Annotated in this window: 13 protein-coding genes; 10 read left to right on the top strand and 3 right to left on the bottom strand. The window is 61.4% G+C overall.

The features are described 5' to 3' along the window. The first annotated feature begins 20 nt into the window (after positions 1-20). From ACO06R_RS14965 to ACO06R_RS14930, 8 genes are all read left to right on the top strand, one after another. Positions 21-875, top strand: coding sequence for a sulfurtransferase (locus ACO06R_RS14965; RefSeq protein WP_421851597.1), 855 nt, complete (start codon positions 21-23; stop codon positions 873-875). A 70-nt stretch (positions 876-945) separates the two neighbouring features. Continuing rightward, positions 946-2,121 carry an NAD(P)/FAD-dependent oxidoreductase gene (locus ACO06R_RS14960; RefSeq protein WP_421851594.1) on the top strand — a complete coding sequence of 392 codons (1,176 nt, stop codon included), beginning with the start codon at positions 946-948 and terminating at the stop codon, positions 2,119-2,121. 46 nt (positions 2,122-2,167) lie between these two features. Further along, on the top strand, positions 2,168-2,653 hold the full coding sequence (gene cynS / locus ACO06R_RS14955; protein WP_421851592.1) for a cyanase: 486 nt from the start codon (positions 2,168-2,170) through the stop codon (positions 2,651-2,653). A 238-nt stretch (positions 2,654-2,891) separates the two neighbouring features. Then, positions 2,892-3,479, top strand: coding sequence for an ANTAR domain-containing response regulator (locus ACO06R_RS14950; protein WP_421851589.1), 588 nt, complete (start codon positions 2,892-2,894; stop codon positions 3,477-3,479). Positions 3,480-3,830: 351 nt separating this feature from the next. Then, the gene (locus ACO06R_RS14945) at positions 3,831-5,291 is read left to right on the top strand and encodes an ABC transporter substrate-binding protein (RefSeq protein ID WP_421851586.1); all 1,461 of its coding nucleotides are present in this window, start codon (positions 3,831-3,833) and stop codon (positions 5,289-5,291) included. 105 nt (positions 5,292-5,396) lie between these two features. Further along, a complete protein-coding gene (gene ntrB / locus ACO06R_RS14940) occupies positions 5,397-6,389 on the top strand; it encodes a nitrate ABC transporter permease (RefSeq protein WP_421851583.1) in 993 nt (330 codons plus the stop codon). A 7-nt stretch (positions 6,390-6,396) separates the two neighbouring features. Further along, positions 6,397-7,308, top strand: coding sequence for an ABC transporter ATP-binding protein (locus ACO06R_RS14935; protein WP_421851580.1), 912 nt, complete (start codon positions 6,397-6,399; stop codon positions 7,306-7,308). Between the two features lie 13 nt (positions 7,309-7,321). Then, complete coding sequence (locus ACO06R_RS14930; protein WP_421851577.1) at positions 7,322-7,744, top strand: hypothetical protein; 423 nt, start codon at positions 7,322-7,324, stop codon at positions 7,742-7,744. A 112-nt stretch (positions 7,745-7,856) separates the two neighbouring features. Here the strand turns inward: ACO06R_RS14930 and ACO06R_RS14925 are convergent, their stop codons facing one another. From ACO06R_RS14925 to ACO06R_RS14915, 3 genes are all read right to left on the bottom strand, one after another. After that, complete coding sequence (locus tag ACO06R_RS14925) at positions 7,857-9,131, bottom strand: ABC transporter permease (protein ID WP_421851574.1); 1,275 nt, start codon at positions 9,129-9,131, stop codon at positions 7,857-7,859. After that, a complete protein-coding gene (locus ACO06R_RS14920) occupies positions 9,128-9,934 on the bottom strand; it encodes a taurine ABC transporter ATP-binding protein (RefSeq protein ID WP_421851572.1) in 807 nt (268 codons plus the stop codon). Before ACO06R_RS14920 ends, ACO06R_RS14925 begins: the two co-directional genes overlap by 4 nt. 72 nt (positions 9,935-10,006) lie before the next feature. Continuing rightward, positions 10,007-11,002 carry an ABC transporter substrate-binding protein gene (locus ACO06R_RS14915; RefSeq protein ID WP_421851568.1) on the bottom strand — a complete coding sequence of 332 codons (996 nt, stop codon included), beginning with the start codon at positions 11,000-11,002 and terminating at the stop codon, positions 10,007-10,009. 271 nt (positions 11,003-11,273) lie between these two features. On the opposite strand from ACO06R_RS14915, the gene ACO06R_RS14910 reads away from it, so the two are divergent. Together ACO06R_RS14910 and ACO06R_RS14905 are read left to right on the top strand one after the other, a co-directional pair. Next, a complete protein-coding gene (locus ACO06R_RS14910) occupies positions 11,274-12,671 on the top strand; it encodes an aspartate aminotransferase family protein (RefSeq protein ID WP_421851565.1) in 1,398 nt (465 codons plus the stop codon). Positions 12,672-12,737: 66 nt separating this feature from the next. Continuing rightward, complete coding sequence (locus ACO06R_RS14905) at positions 12,738-14,210, top strand: PLP-dependent aminotransferase family protein (RefSeq protein WP_421851562.1); 1,473 nt, start codon at positions 12,738-12,740, stop codon at positions 14,208-14,210. Positions 14,211-14,237: the final 27 nt, after the last annotated feature.

The following is a 14,237-nucleotide window of genomic DNA, read 5'->3' as shown; positions in this document are numbered from 1 at the left end:
TGACCCAAAGGAGACTGCACATGAGCGAATCCACCCTGATAAGCCCGGCCGAGCTTGCCGTCCTGATCGAGAAAGAGCCCTGCGTCCTGATCGACACGCGCGACGGCGAAAGCTACGCCGCCGGTCATCTGCCGGGCGCGGTGAACATGCACGACATCTTCACCTTCCTGGCCACGTCATCGGCGGAAGGCATGCATGAATTGACCGAGAAGTTCGCCGCCGAGTTCGGCGCTGCCGGTCTGTCCGGCAACGAGACCGCAATCATCTACGAGCAGTCGATGAACACCGGCTTCGGCCAGTCTTGCCGCGGCTTTTTCCTGCTGCAGTTTCTCGGCTATCCGAAGATCAAGGTTCTGCATGGTGGCTATCAGGCATGGACCGCCGAGGAGATGCCGGTTTCCACCGACGCTGTCATGCCGACCCCGAAGGAATTCCCGGTTACCGACACCGGCCACAGCCTGATGCTCGATGTCGCCGACATGCAAAAGGCGATTGGCGACGAAGCGATCGTCAAGCTGGATGTGCGCGATGTGGACGAGTGGATCGCCGATTCCTCGTCGCCCTACGGCAAGGATTTCTGCCCGCGCAAGGGCCGCCTTCCGGGTGCCAAGTGGATCGAGTGGTACCGGATGATGAAGCCGTCGCCGGAAGGCCCGATGTTCAAGTCCAAGGACGAGATCATGGCCGAATGCGCCACGGCCGGCATCACCAAGTCCACGCCGGTCTATATTTACTGTTTCAAGGGTGCGCGCGCGTCCAACACCTTCCTGGCGTTGAAGGAGGCTGGTGTCGAGGATGTCCGCATCTATTTCGGCTCGTGGAACGAATGGTCGCGCGACCCGGCGCTGCCGATCGAGGAGGGCCTGCCGTACTGACGGCAGTCTCCTGGGGAGGGCCGGGGCGGCACAAGCGGCCGCCCCGGCGAAACCGAGTGCGGACCGAGACATGAGCGACCCGATCATCATCATTGGCGCCGGCCAGGCCGGGATCAAGGCAGCCGAAACACTGCGCACGGCCGGCTATGACCGTGAGATCCGCCTGATCGGCGAGGAGCGTTGGCCGCCCTATCAGCGTCCGCCGCTCTCCAAAGCCTATCTGAAAGGCGAGATGGAGACCGAACGGCTCTTCCTGAAGGCATCGGGATTTTTCGACGATGCCGGCGTGACGTTGATGACCGGCGCGCGCGCCGCCTCGCTCGATCCCGCCGGCCGCACGATTACACTGGAGGACGGGCAGGTGCTTTCATGGTCGAGTTTGTTGCTTGCCACCGGCACGCGTGCCCGCAGCCTGCCGCTGCCGGGCGCGGAATTGCCTGGTGTGTTCTCGCTGCGCGGGATCGACGATACCAGCGCGATCGCCGAAGCACTCGAAGCCGCACAAACGGTCGCCATCATCGGCGGCGGTTATATTGGCATGGAGTTCGCCGCCGTCGCGCGCGGCATGGGCAAGTCGGTTGCGGTCGTCGAGACGCAGGATCGCGTGCTGAAACGCTCGGTCGCGCCGCAGATTTCGACATTCTTCCAGGATTTGCACCGGGCGCATGGCGTGCGCGTCGTGCTCGGCGAGGGAGTGGCGCGCATCGCCGGTGAAACGCGGGCCGAAGGCGTCGAACTGGTTTCGGGCGAAACGATAGCCGCCGACCTTGTGTTGATGGCGGTCGGCGCCGTGCCGGTCACCGAACTTGCGGGCAGCGCCGGCCTTGTCGTCGAGCGCGGCATCGTCGTTGACGAGGCATGCCGCACCAGCGTGCCGGGTGTCTTCGCCGCCGGCGATTGCACGGAATTCCCGTCGCGCCGCTACGGTCGCCGGATCGGCCTGGAAAGCGTCCAGAACGCCGCCGATCAGGGCAAGGCCGCCGCGTTGTCGATGCTGGGCGAGGCGGTCGCCTACGATCCGGTGCCTTGGTTCTGGTCGGATCAGTATGACGTCAAGCTGCAGATTGCCGGATTGTCCACGGGCTATGACCGGACAGAGATGGCTGGCGATCCGGGCAGCGGACGCTTTGCGCTGAAATACTACTCCGGCGACCGGCTGCTCGCCGTAGACGCCGTCAACGATCCGCGCTCGCACATGATGGCGCGCAAGCAACTCGCCGCGGCTGACCAGGCGGTGGCGGCATGAACCGGCAGTTTCACGACAACCAATAAATCGCGAAAGGAGAATGCAGATGAACGTGGTAAGCGCAACGCCTGCGGTGCTGATGTCGAAGGTCGAGATGACCGAACTGATCATGGCCGCCAAATTCATCCAGAAAAAGAGCTGGAAAGAGATCTCGGCCGCCGCCGGCATGTCCGAGGTGTTCGTTGTCTCGGCCTGCCTCGGCCAGAACGCGCTGCCGGCCGAAGCCGCCGCCAAGGTGGCTGGCTTTCTCGATCTGGGCAACCGCGCCAAGGATGTCGAGATCGCGCTGCAGCTCCCGCCGAAAAAGGGCCAGGAAGCCGAAACTGTCTCCAAGGATCCGCTGATCTACCGCTTCCACGAGATCATCTATGTCTATGGCGACACGATTAAGGAACTGATCCATGAGGAGTTCGGTGACGGCATCATGAGTGCCATCGACTTCGACCTGAAGATCGACCGCATCGAGAACCCCAAGGGCGACCGCGTCAAGGTGTCGATGACCGGCAAGTTTCTGAAATACAATCAGTGGTGAGCCGCGTCGCCCGTGAGTGTTCGCGGGCGCGCCATATGGCGAATGGCGTATGCTGGCATCCGCCGTTCGCCTGCGAATTCGAGGATTGCGCAAAATTTCCGCTGCGAGGGCAGCCGCTTGCCGCGTATTTGTGCGATGCACAACTGGTTGCATTGCCCAACCGGCGATAAAGTCGGGATCTGGTTGGATGTAACTTGGACCGGTTTGGCCGATATGAGGAGATCATAGGGGCGGTTCAATGACCGAAGACGTCTGGAAGGTCGTGGTAATCGATCAGAATGCAGACCGTGCACGGGTACTCCTCGACGGTTTGCATCAGGCCGGGATCGTCGATGTCGTTCTGATCCAGGACACAGTGGATGTCTTTTCCCGCGTCGTCAGCTATGAGCCCGACATTATCCTTATCGATCTGGAGAATCCCCGCCGTGACACGGTGGAACAGATGCTGCGCATGTCCGAGCAAGTGCGCCGCCCGGTCGTCATGTTCGCCGACGAAAGCGCACCGGAACTGACGCGCCGCGTCGTGCAGTCCGGTGTCTCGGCCTACATCGTCGACGGTCTGCACGAGACGCGCCTGCGCTCGATCATCGAGGTCGCCATCGCCCGCTTTGAGCAATTCGCCTCGCTGGACAACAGGGTTGCCGCTTTGCAGCAGCAACTGGATGATCGCAAGGTCATCGAGAAGGCCAAGGGTATCCTGATGAAATCCCGCTCGATCAGCGAGGAGGACGCGCATGCGCTCCTGCGCCGCAGCGCGATGAACGAGAAGAAGAAGCTCGTCGATGTGGCGGGTCTGGTAATCGCCGCCAGCCGGCTCGGCATTTAGGATGAGCGCCACGCTGATCTTTGGCATTGCACAATAGCTGGGCAGGGCTGATCGATTGGCGCGCAGCTGCCGATTTTCTGCGAGAACCAGACCTACAGGCAATTTACTGAAATTATTGAATAAATGTCTTAGCTCACCTGCTGGCACGAATTCTGCATGGTGTTGGGCAGGTTCTTGGCGTCCGCTCAACGGGGAGCGCAATCCAGCCGGAGCCCGATAGTCGGCCCAATGACGCGCCGACGAAGCACAGCCGCTTCGTTTCACCGGTCACCACCGGTGCGAAGCGGTTTTTTTATTGTCTTCGCTGCGTCGCCAGACGGCGGGCGTCAGTAAGAAAAATGGAGAGTGCTGATGAGCATGGACAAAGACCCGTTTGATCCGAATGTGGATCTCTGGAACGAGTGTTCCGAGCGAGGAGCCCACGAAAACGACCCGCCGCGCAGTATCGCCGATGTGCTGAAGGCGCCGGAAAAGGTCGAGCGCGAAAACAACGCGTTTCTGGCCAAGCGGTCGCTCGATTTCAACTCCGAGGATCCCGGCGCGACCATGTACCGGGCGTTGGAGAGTTCGCTTCTGCACTCCATCTTCAAGACTGACGTCAATCGCCGCAAATTCCTCAAGGGTGTCGGCGCGGCGACTGCGGCGTCGGTCATCGGCTCGATGGTCCCGTTCGAGGCGCTCGCTTCCATGGCCAAGGACGCCATGAAGAACGTCGAGAAGAAGGATTTGAAGATCGGTTTCGTGCCGATCACCTGCGCGACGCCGATCATCGCCGGTCATGCGCTCGGCTTCTATGACAAGTACGGATTGAACGTCGACATCATCAAGACTGCCGGTTGGGCCGTTGCGCGCGACAAGTGCATGAACGGCGAATATGACGCCTCCCACCTGCTGGCGCCGATGCCGGCTGCCATGTCGCTCGGGCTCGGCTCGGCGTCGCAGGACTGGCGCATGGTGACCAACGTCAACACCAACGGTCAGGCGATCGTTCTCGCCAACAAGCACAAGGACAAGCAGAACCCGAAGGACTGGAAGGGCTTCAAGTTTGCCGTTCCCTTCGAGTACTCTATGCACAACCTGCTGTTGCGGCTCTATGTGGCTGAGCACGGCATCGATCCCGACAAGGACATTCAGATCCGCGTCGTTCCGCCGCCGGAGATGGTGGCCAACCTTCGCGCCGAGAACGTCGACGGCTATCTGGCGCCCGATCCGTTCAATCAGCGCGCCGTCTATGACGGTGTCGGCTTCATCCACAAGCTGACAAAGGAAATCTGGGACCAGCATCCATGTTGCTGCTTCGGAATTTCGCAGAAGTTCATCGACGAGAATCCGAACACCTTCATCGTGTTGTTGACCGCCATTCTCGACGCAACCTACACGGCCGAGAAGGCCGACCAGAGGGGGCGGTTTGCGGAGTCCATGGCGCCGAGAAACTATCTCAACCAGCCGGAGGCCGTGCTCAAGCAGATCCTGACCGGCGTCTATCCGGACGGTCTGGGAAACATCAAGAAGGTGCCGGACCGGATCTCCTTCATGCCGTATCCGACACAGTCGATGGGCACCTGGATTCTCTCGCAACTCCGGCGCTGGGACTACATCAAGTCTGACATCGACTACAAATCGATCTCCGATGAGATCTTCATGTCGGCGGAGACCGAGAAAAACATGAAGGACATGGCAGCCGCGAACTCCGACCTGGATTGGAAGGATATCCCGGAAGTCAAATATCCGGCCTACGACGTGTACGGGAAGACCTACGATCCTGACGCGATCCAGGAATACATCACCAGCTTCGACATCACCCGGGCCTGACCGCCAGGGTGGCGCTCGGGCGCTTTCGACAGTGCGTGACACCCGGCCCGTCTGAGGCCGGGTGTCGCCGGTCGTGACCGAACAGGATCAGCGGAAAGATCATCGATGAAAACGAACAACGTGATGGCGGGACTGTTGTCGGTCGCGCTTCTGGTCGTGTTCCTGGGCTTTTGGCATGTCCAGACGACGACGGTCCGGCACGATGCCGATGCGACGAGCATGTCGCCGGCGCAAATGGAAACCCTGACCGCCCAAGGCATGTCCGAGGCGGATATCGACGCCTATTCGGCGCAGGGCCTTGTCTTCGACCAGATCGACCAGATCGCCGGGCTGGGCCTGACCTACGACGAGATCGAGGCGGCCGGCGGCATTCAGTCCTTCGGCTTTACCACCGGTGGCGCGGCCGAGGAGGCGGAAACCGGCTTTCCGAGCCCTTCGCAGGTCTGGCGCGAGGCATCGGAGCAGATTTTCGACCCGTTTTATGACCGTGGCCCCAACGACAAGGGCATCGGCATCCAGCTTCAATATTCGCTGGCCCGCGTCTTGACCGGGTTCGTGCTGGCGATTGCCGTGGCGGTTCCGCTCGGTTTCCTGATCGGCATGTCGCCATTGTGGAACGCGGCGATCAATCCGTATGTGCAGGTGCTCAAGCCGATCTCGCCCTTGGCGTGGCTGCCTGTCGCGCTGTTCCTGATCAAGGATTCCGAGAAGGCGTCTATCTTCGTCATCTTCATCTGTTCGATCTGGCCGATGCTGATCAACACGGCCTTCGGGGTGGCGAATGTGAAGCCGGACTGGCTCAACATCGCCAGGACGCTGGAGCTTTCCAAGCTGAAGACGGCGTTTCGCGTCATCCTCCCGGCCGCGGCACCGACCATCCTGACCGGAATGCGCATCTCCATTGGTATCGCCTGGCTGGTGATTGTTGCTGCCGAAATGGTCATCGGCGGTGTCGGCATCGGCTACTTCGTCTGGAACGAATGGAACGGCCTCAACCTGGCCAGCATGATTTTCGCCATCGTCGTCATCGGCGTCGTCGGGCTGGTTCTGGACATGGCGCTCGGCCAGGCGCTCCGTGTCATCGAATACAAGGAATGATCTCCATATGTCGGAATATGTCGTCAAATCCGATTTGCTGGGAAAAAGCTTCCCCGGGCCGAAACGCGGCGAAGAGAACATCGTTTTCGAGAATGTGAACTTTCGCCTGAAACGTGGCGAGTTCGTCACCTGTATCGGCCATTCGGGCTGCGGCAAGTCGACGATCCTCAATATCCTCGCCGGACTGGAAAAGCCCACAAGCGGCGGCGTACTGGTTGACGGCAAGGAGGTTGCCGGTCCGGGGCTGGACCGCGCGGTCGTCTTTCAGAACCACAGCCTGCTGCCATGGCTTTCGGCTCAGGACAACGTCGATTTCGCGGTCCGGGCAAAGTGGCCGAAATGGGATTCAGCGCAGGTCCGGGACCATTCGCGCAAGTACCTGTCGCGCGCCAGCCTGACCGAAGGGCTCGATCGCAAACCGCACGCGCTGTCCGGCGGCATGCGCCAGCGCGTCGGCATAGCGCGTGCATTCGCCCTAGAGACGGAGGTTCTGCTGATGGACGAGCCGTTCGGGGCGCTTGATGCGCTGACGCGCGGTTCGATCCAGGACGAGTTGATCAAGATCTGGTCGGAGACGCGCAAAACCGTATTCATGATCACCCATGACGTCGACGAGGCGATCCTGCTCTCCGACCGCATCTTCCTGATGACCAATGGCCCGAAGGCCAACATCGCCGAAGCCGTTGTCGTGGACATTCCAAGGCCGCGCAACCGGGGCGATATCATTCACCATCCCGGCTACTACGATATCCGCAATCACATCATCGATTTTCTCGTGCAGCGCTCCAAGGAACTCTCCGGAGCGGCGAGGAGCGTGCCCCTCGAGGAGGTCAAGACGTCGCAAAGCTTGGTCTATCCGCCCGACGTGAACCCGATCCGGAGCGCAGGCGACGCCGGTCCCGACCGGAAGCTGGCATGACGAGGCGGCGGCGATGAAGCGGGCGGCGGTCATGATGGTCGTCGCCATCGGCCTTTCGCTGCCCGTTCCCGGGCCGGCACAGGCAGATATGCTACCGACGCTTCGGACACACATGGCACAGCTTGGTACGCTTATGAACCGGCTGTTTCGCGAGATCGACGAACCGGACATGGCGTCCGATCTGATCGGCGTTACCCAAGAAATGGAGGCGTTGCTGTTGCGGGCGGCCGAGTTCCCGCCGCCCAAGATGCGCGACGACCCCGATCCGGAGCGCCGGGCTACGGGTATTCGCGGCTTCCGCGCCTGTCTGGCCAAGGCGCGTCGGGCGCTTACGGAGTTGCGGCAAGCTCTGGCCGCCGAAACCAGCAGTGTTCCGAAAGACCGGCTCTTGTATCTGGATCAGGTGCGCCGCGACTGCCATTCGTCATTCGCTTGACCTTGCCGGCGCGGCAGCGCGGCGCTCGCTCGGGATAACCAGAACGAAAATCGGGCCGGCAGGAAGCTGCCGGCCCGGTCTTGAAACGTGAAGGACTGTGCCGCACCCGTGGTCAGGCGCGGCCCTTCCACGGTACGAGGATACCCTCGACGCGGCGCATAAGCATGTCGATGCCGAAGCCGATGATGCCGATCAGAACGATACCCATGATGACGATATCGGTAAGCTGGAACTTCGAGGCGGCGATGATCATCATGCCGGCGCCCTTTTGCGCGGCGACGAGTTCGGCCGCCACGACGGTGCCCCAGCAGACGCCCATGGCCACACGCGCGCCGGTAAAGATCTCCGGCAGCGAGTTGGGCACGATCACGTGCCAGAGGATCTGCCGGCGCGACGCGCCCAGCGAATAGGCGGCGTGCACCTTGGTGATGTTGACGCCCGACACGCCGGCTCGTGCCGCAATGGCCATGATCCAGAGGGCGGCCAGGAACAGCAGCACGATCTTGCCGGTCTCCCAGATGCCGAACCAAATGATGACGAGCGGGATCAGCGCCAGTGGCGGCACCGGTCGCATGAATTCGACGATCGGGTCGAACCAGCCCCGGAACCATCCCGAAAGGCCCATCGCGTAGCCAAGCGGAATGCCAATCAGCGTGCCGAAGAAGAAGCCCGCGACGACGCGGAACAGCGACCAGCCCAGATGCTCCCACAGCGTGAAGTTCTGGTAGCCGTCCGAGGCGATCTCGATGAACCGGCCGACCACATCTTCCGGCGACGGCATCCAGATAGGCTCCATCTGCAGCCCCTTGGAAGGCGAGAAGCTGAGCGAGCCCTTTGGCGTCATCGTGACCGCTCCGTTGGCCGTGCGCACGGTTGCGCCCGGTTCGATCGGCTTGCCGTCGATCTCGATCACGGCGTAACCGTCCTCGCGGCCGCCATCGTCGTTGCGGCTTGCCCTGATCAGCACCGAGCGCCACGCGGCGACTGTCGCGGTGTCGGCCTTGGCGAATCCGTCGCCGGCCTCGATTTCGGGATCATCCACCTTGGCGCCGACCTTATGCACGACCACCGCGATATCCGCGGTGTCCATTTCGCCGGCGGCGTTGCGCGCCGTGTAGGTGAAACCCGTGTCGCCGACAAACGGTCCGGGCACATGCACCGGAACCAGCCTGGAGCCTGTAAATGCTCCCCAGATCAGGAAAATGACGACAAGCGACAGGATCGACGCCCAGCGGTTTGAGCGCACCGCGCTCTCGTCGCCGAAGGTAACGGTCTTCAGGCTGGTGAGGTCGTGGTAGGGCTCCATGCGCCTTTGAACCAGCGTTACGGCGACCCAGGCACCGACAAACAGCGCCACATAAATGAATAGGATGACGATGCCGGTCATGCCGCGTTCTCCGTGCGCCCCATGATTTCCTCTTCCATTTCCCAGATCATCGACAGGATCTCGTCGCGGGTCTCGGAGAAACCGTCCGATTTCTTGACCTCGCGCAGATCAGCGTTGACGCCGATATCGGCGAAGGGAAGGGTGTATTCGCGATGGATGCGCCCCGGGCGCGGCGCCATGACCACCAGCCTTTCGCCGAGCAGCAGCGCCTCTTCAACCGAGTGGGTGATCAGGATTACCGTTTTGCCGGTCTCTTTCCAGAGTTTCAGCACAAGGCCCTGCATCTTCTCGCGCGTCAGCGCATCGAGCGCGCCGAGCGGCTCGTCCATCAGGATCACGTCGGGATCGTTGGCGAGGCAGCGTGCCAGCGCGACGCGCTGCTGCATGCCGCCGGACAGTTCATAGACCGCCTTGTCCTTGAAGTCCTGCAACCCGACCGTTTCCAACAGATGGTCGGTAATGCGGTCGCGCTCGGTCTTGGCCATGCCTTTCATGCGCGGACCGAAATCGACATTGTGGCGCACGCTCATCCATTCAAACAGCGCGCCTTTCTGAAACACCATGCCGCGTTCGGCGTCCGGCCCGGTGACCACATGCCCGTTCATGCGCACTTCGCCCTCGGTCGGGGCGAGAAAGCCGGCGACGATGTTCAACAGCGTTGTCTTGCCGCAGCCCGACGGGCCGAGCACGCTCATCAGTTCGCCCTCTTTGAGGTTCAGCGTAACGTCCTGAAGGGCCTGAACGTGGGTGCCGTTCGGCAGGTCGAACCGCATGGACAGTTTATCGATGGCTAGGCCGGTCATCCGTTCTTCCCGATCAAAGTTTGGTGTCTGGATGGAATTGGGGCGCCGGTTTGTCGCCGACGCCCCTGTAGACTACATCGAGTTTGCGGATTCGAGGTAACTCGCATCAACGGCGGAGGCGTATGACTCGAGCGTCTCCGGTACCGAGCCGGCGTCCTTGAACACCTTGGCCACGCCGCCCATGAAGCTCTGGGCACCGCCGCCGAGCCATTTCTCGCCGAGCTGTTCGTCGATCCCCGGGAAGGAGAACGTGCCGATCGTCGCAGCCGCGGCATCGAGATCCATGCCGGCGTCCTTGGCGATGACGGCGAGCATCTCGTCCTTGTTCTCACCGGCATTCCACATGGCGTTCATGTCGGCGGTGACTTTGAGGAACTTGCTGAGCAGTTCCGATTCCTCGGCAGCGAAATCAGCCGGCGCGGATGTCACGTCGAAAACGAGAATGCCGATTTCTTCCTTTTCGGCACCGGTCAGCAGCACATTGCCGTGCTCCATCATCCGGCGCAGCGCGCCACCCCAGCCGCATACCATGTCGAGGTTGCCCTGCGCGAAGGCGGCCGCACCGTCAGCCGGCGCCATGTCGACGATCTCCATGGAGGAGATGTCGACACCGAAATGGTTCATCTGCTCAAGGAAACCGAAATGCGCGGCGGTACCGATTGGCACACCGACTTTCTTGCCTGCCAGTTCACTGGCGCTGTCCTTGTCGATTTCGAGCGCTTCGGCGACGACGCAGTTGTCGTTTTCGGAGTAGCTGACCGCAACATCGACGAGCTTAAGGTCCTGGCCGGCCGATGTGGCGACCACGAAGGGCGGCAAGCCCTGGCTGACGGAGATCTGGACATCGCCCGAAGCCATTGCCGCCGACATCGCGGTGCCTGCGTCGAACGAAACCCAATTGACCTTGACGCCAAGTTCTTCGTCATAGATGCCCTTGGCCTTGGCGTACTGGAAAGGCATCGGCCATTCCAGGAAGTAGGCTACGGTGATTTCATCCATCGCCGAAGCCGATTGGGTCGCCATAGCCAGCATGGCGCCGGCGGCAACCGATTTAATGATCTTGTTCATGCATTCTCTCCCTTTTTTGCATAACATTGCCCGCGAAGTTGCTTGATGGATATTGTTGTTGTCCGTTGGGTTATTGCAATGCCGCGTGCGCAAGACGGTGAAATGGTTGCGCCGGATTTTCGATTTGCCAAGTGCGTATCGGCGTTGGACTTAACCGATTGCGGCAACTGGCCCTATTGGAAGCCCAATTTCCATGCAGTTCTGAGCATCTCGGGTGACGGAATAAGCAAACCGGCCCACTGTCTCGGTAATCGCCACGGGAAGTCCTGCCATGAACATAACGCCATCTATCAATGATTTGTCACATGTCGTAGAGGCCGACAAGGCCAATGTCTGGCACCATCTGATCCAGCATAAGCCATTTGAAACCGGCGATCCGCGGATCATCGTCGAAGGGCGCGGAATGCGTGTCTGGGACCAGGGCGGCAAAGAGTACATCGATGCCGTTTCCGGTGGCGTGTGGACCGTTAATGTCGGCTATGGACGCGAAACCATCGCCGACGCGGTTCGCGAACAACTCGTCAAACTCTGCTATTTCGCACAGACAGCCGGCTCGATCCCCGGGGCGCTATTCGCTGAAAAACTGGTCGAAAAAATGCCCGGCCTGAGCCGCGTCTACTACACGAATTCCGGATCCGAGGCCAATGAGAAGGTCTTCAAGATGGTCCGCCAGATCGCCCACAAGCGTTACGGCGGCAAGAAGACCAAGATCCTTTACCGCGACCGCGACTATCACGGCTCGACCCTGGCGGCGATGTCGGCTGGCGGCCAAGACGAGCGCAACGCCCAATATGGCCCATTCGCGCCGGAGTTCGTGCGCGTGCCGCATTGCCTGGAATACCGCAAGCATGAATTGGGCTTGGAGCATCTTTCAGGCGCTGAATTCGGTCGCGCCGCAGCCGATGCGATCGAGGAAGTCATCCTGCGCGAAGGCCCGGAAACTGTCGGCCTCCTGTGCCTGGAGCCGATCACGGCGGGCGGCGGCGTTATCACCCCGCCGGATGGTTACTGGGAGCGGGTGCAGGAAATCTGCACCAAATACGAAATCCTGCTTCACATCGACGAGGTCGTCTGCGGCGTCGGGCGAACCGGAACCTGGTTCGGCTACCAGCACTACGGCATCAAGCCGGATTTCGTGACCATGGCCAAGGGCGTGGCTTCGGGCTATGCGGCGATCGCCTGCATGGTGACCACCGAGGATGTGTTCTCCTTGTTCAAGGACGATGCGTCCGATCCCATGAGCTACTTCCGCGACATCTCCACCTTTGGCGGCTGCACGGCCGGTCCGGCTGCCGCTCTGGAGAACATGCGTATCGTCGAGGAGGAGAATCTGCTCGACAATTGTACCGCGATGGGCGAGCGCCTGACTGCAAATCTCCAGGCGCTGATGGCAAAGCATAACGTCATCGGCGACGTACGAGGCAAGGGACTGTTCCAGGGTTGCGAACTGGTCGCCGACCGAGACACCAAGGAGCCGGTCGCGGAGAAATTGGCGCAGAAGGTTGTCGCCGAATGCGGCGCCGAGGGCGTGATCATCGGCGTGACCAACCGCTCGATCCCCGGGCGCAACAACACGCTGTGCTTCAGCCCTGCGCTGATCGCCACGGCCCAGGATATCGACGATATTACCGGTGCGGTCGACACGGCGCTGACGCGGGTGTTCAGCTGAGGCTCTTAATGAGTGATGCCGAAGCGCGCTTTCGGTGCGCCTCGGTTTTGCCTATAAACCGGTTCGATGAGCATCCCGGTAGAAAGCTTCCTGCTTGATCCGAACGGTGACGGCACGCTGCAGCAACAGATCCAGCGTGTCGTGGCCGAGGGGATTCTTTCTAACCATTTCCCGGCCGGCGCGCGCTTGCCCTCGAGCCGCAAGCTGGCCGATCATCTTGGCGTCAGCCGTATCACGGTAACGCTCGCCTATACCGATCTCGTCGCGTCCGATTATCTGATTGCGCGGGGACGCTCCGGCTATTTCGTGTCGGACAATGCGCCGCGCAACCCGCGCTTTCGCATGGCGCAGGCCGAGCCGCCTTCGGCGGTCGACTGGACGCGGATTCTCGGCCGCCGCTATACCGGCCACGAAATCCTGTCGCGCCCGGCCAATTGGCGGAGCTATCCCTATCCGTTCATCTACGGCCAGGCCGATGCGCGCCTGTTCGATCACCAAAACTGGCGCAGCTGCGCGTTGCAGACCCTCGGTCAGCGCGATTTCGACACGCTGATGCTCGACACCTATGAGCGCGACGATCCGAAACTGGTCGAATACATCCAGCGCCATATCCTGCCGCGGCGCGGCATCCGCGCGGAGGTCGACCAGATCCTGATCACCATGGGCGCGCAAAATGCGCTTTGGATGGCGGCGCAACTGCTGCTCACCCAACGCCGGACGGCGGTGCACGAAAATCCGTGCTATCCCGGTCTGCGGCAAATCCTCGATCATACGCGCTGCGCGACCGTTTCCGCCGATGTCGACCGGCACGGCCTCGATCCGGAAAGCCTGCCGGGTCATGTCGATGTCGTGTTTACCACCGCCAGCCACCAGTGCCCGACCAGCGTGACCATGCCGCTCGACCGCCGCCGCGCGCTTTTAAACATGGCCTCAGAGCGCGGTTTTGTGATCGTAGAGGATGATTACGAGTTCGAGATTTCCTTCAGCGCGTCGACAACGCCGGCGCTCAAGGCGATGGATGACGGCGGCTCCGTGATCTATGTCGGCTCGTTCTCCAAATCGCTGTTTCCCGGCCTGCGCCTCGGCTATGTGGTCGCGAGCGAAGAATTCATCCGCGAGGCGCGCGCATTGCGCGGTCTAGTGCTGCGGCATCCGCCCGGTCACATGCAGCGCACAGCGGCTTACTTTCTGTCGCTCGGTTACTACGACAGCCAGGTCAGCAGGATGGCGCGAGCCTATGAGCGCCGTCGCACCGAGATGACCGCGGCGATGCAGCGCCATGAACTCGCCAGCCACACCATTGGTGCCAATGGCGGTTCGAGCTTCTGGATGCGCGCGCCAGACGGCCTGGACACGTCGAGGCTGGCGCGCGATCTGCTTTCCGACGGGGTCGTCATCGAGCCGGGGCGCGTGTTCTTCGGCGTTGACGAGGATGATCGGCGGTTTTTCCGGCTCAGCTATTCTTCCATCGAATCGGCGCGAATTTCGGAGGGCATTCGTCTGATTGCCGAGCGTGTCCGCGAATCTGGCCCTAGATAGCTCCGGATTCTGGCCCTATTGCGCCCG

This window comes from Oricola sp. (assembly GCF_965230365.1).
Classification (GTDB): domain Bacteria; phylum Pseudomonadota; class Alphaproteobacteria; order Rhizobiales; family Rhizobiaceae; genus Oricola.
Note: the sequence above shows the minus strand (reverse complement) of the source record. Positions and strands in the feature narration are given on the sequence as shown.

Excerpts from the sequence above, each read along its gene's own strand:
- ACO06R_RS14965 (WP_421851597.1), top strand. The coding sequence starts at position 21 with ATGAGCGAATCCACCCTGATAAGCCCGGCCGAGCTTGCCGTCCTGATC.
- ACO06R_RS14960 (WP_421851594.1), top strand. The coding sequence starts at position 946 with ATGAGCGACCCGATCATCATCATTGGCGCCGGCCAGGCCGGGATCAAG.
- cynS (WP_421851592.1), top strand. The coding sequence starts at position 2,168 with ATGAACGTGGTAAGCGCAACGCCTGCGGTGCTGATGTCGAAGGTCGAG.
- ACO06R_RS14950 (WP_421851589.1), top strand. The coding sequence starts at position 2,892 with ATGACCGAAGACGTCTGGAAGGTCGTGGTAATCGATCAGAATGCAGAC.
- ACO06R_RS14945 (WP_421851586.1), top strand. The coding sequence starts at position 3,831 with ATGAGCATGGACAAAGACCCGTTTGATCCGAATGTGGATCTCTGGAAC.
- ntrB (WP_421851583.1), top strand. The coding sequence starts at position 5,397 with ATGAAAACGAACAACGTGATGGCGGGACTGTTGTCGGTCGCGCTTCTG.
- ACO06R_RS14935 (WP_421851580.1), top strand. The coding sequence starts at position 6,397 with ATGTCGGAATATGTCGTCAAATCCGATTTGCTGGGAAAAAGCTTCCCC.
- ACO06R_RS14930 (WP_421851577.1), top strand. The coding sequence starts at position 7,322 with ATGAAGCGGGCGGCGGTCATGATGGTCGTCGCCATCGGCCTTTCGCTG.
- ACO06R_RS14925 (WP_421851574.1), bottom strand. The coding sequence starts at position 9,131 with ATGACCGGCATCGTCATCCTATTCATTTATGTGGCGCTGTTTGTCGGT.
- ACO06R_RS14920 (WP_421851572.1), bottom strand. The coding sequence starts at position 9,934 with ATGACCGGCCTAGCCATCGATAAACTGTCCATGCGGTTCGACCTGCCG.
- ACO06R_RS14915 (WP_421851568.1), bottom strand. The coding sequence starts at position 11,002 with ATGAACAAGATCATTAAATCGGTTGCCGCCGGCGCCATGCTGGCTATG.
- ACO06R_RS14910 (WP_421851565.1), top strand. The coding sequence starts at position 11,274 with ATGAACATAACGCCATCTATCAATGATTTGTCACATGTCGTAGAGGCC.
- ACO06R_RS14905 (WP_421851562.1), top strand. The coding sequence starts at position 12,738 with ATGAGCATCCCGGTAGAAAGCTTCCTGCTTGATCCGAACGGTGACGGC.